This is a genomic window from Alcanivorax sp. HI0044 (assembly GCF_001634945.1).
The window spans coordinates 1-1,423 of record NZ_LWEZ01000331.1 but is presented as its reverse complement, the minus strand read 5'-3'; the positions used below and the strand labels follow the sequence as shown (position 1 = coordinate 1,423).

Here is a 1,423-nt window from a genome sequence, read left to right as displayed (position 1 = left end):
GTGGTGATACTCCAGCGTTTCGGCAGAAATATGCGGTTCCAGTGCATTTTTCTCGAACGGAAGCGGCGGTAATTCAAAAGCCATAATTTGTCCCCTGACATCATGTTGTCCCATTGCTCACTGCAACGGGCCGAAATTCCCCGCAGACAACCTGCCGGTGGCCTGCGGCCGAACGATAATAACAAGCTACCGGTCGTGTTCTCTACTCTGGCAAGGCTTTGCCTTTCGGTATCATAGACAAAACCTATCATTTGCCAGCAATACGTGACCGGCAGGTCCTTGTCAGATGGGGCGCAACGCCCTTGTTTCAAGTACAATGCGCCCCAATTTTTACGTTCCGGGACGTTTCTTTTGCGTTCTGTTAACGCCTTCAACTGTTTGGCAGGAGAAAAACATGTCTGATGATGCAGTCGTCATTGTAAACGGTGCCCGCACCGCCATGGGCGGTTTCCAGGGTTCCCTGTCCGCTGTCAGCGCCCCGGAACTGGGTGCCGCGTCCATCCGCGAAGCGGTCGCTCGCGCCGGCCTGAAAGCCGAGGACGTACAGGAAGTCATCATGGGCTGTGTACTGCCCGCCGGCCTGAAACAGGGCCCGGCCCGTCAGGCCATGCGTCTGGCCGGCCTGCCGGACAGCACCGGCGCCACCACCATCAACAAGCTGTGTGGTTCCGGCATGAAGGCCACCATGTTTGCCTACGATTCCATCAAGGCTGGCCCCAACGACATCGTGGTATCCGGCGGCATGGAATCCATGACCAACGCCCCCTACGTGCTGGACAAAGCCCGTGCCGGCATGCGCATGGGCCACGGCCAGATCTTTGATCACATGTTCCTGGATGGCCTGGAAGATGCAGAAACTGGCCGCCTGATGGGCTCTTTCGCCCAGGAAGTGGCCGACAAGCGCAACATCACCCGCGAAGACATGGACAACTACGCCATCGAATCCCTGAACCGCGCCAATGCGGCCGTCGATAACGGCTGGTTCAAGGACGAAATCGTGCCGGTGACCGTGAAGACCCGTAAGGGTGAAGTGGTTGTCGACACCGACGAACAACCGGGCAACGCCAAGATCGACAAGATCCCCACCCTGCGCCCGGCCTTCGCCAAAGACGGCACCGTCACCGCCGCCAACGCCAGCTCCATCTCCGATGGTGGCTCAGCGCTGGTACTGGCCCGTGAATCCGTGGCCAACGAGCGCGGCCTGCAGCCGCTGGCCCGCATCCTCGCCCACGCCACCAACAGCAAACACCCCAGCGAGTTCACCATTGCCCCCATTGGTGCCACCGAAGCGGTGATGAAGAAGGTCGGCTGGAGCGTGGACGATGTGGACCTGTTCGAGATCAACGAAGCCTTCGCCATGGTGGCGATGATGCCGATGATCGATCTGGGCATTCCCCACGAGAAAGTGAACATCCACGGCGGC

General features: G+C 59.4%; 1 protein-coding gene and 1 pseudogene. One reads left to right on the top strand and one right to left on the bottom strand.

Translation table 11 applies throughout. The features are described 5' to 3' along the window. A pseudogene (locus tag A3730_RS29425) lies at nucleotides 1-84 on the bottom strand (superoxide dismutase [Fe]); the annotation flags it as partial. Nucleotides 85-394: 310 nt separating this feature from the next. Between A3730_RS29425 and A3730_RS03965 the strand changes: the two are divergent. Continuing rightward, nucleotides 395-1,423 (top strand): acetyl-CoA C-acyltransferase (locus A3730_RS03965; RefSeq protein ID WP_063537524.1); only part of this gene is annotated, 1,029 nt, incomplete at its 3' end.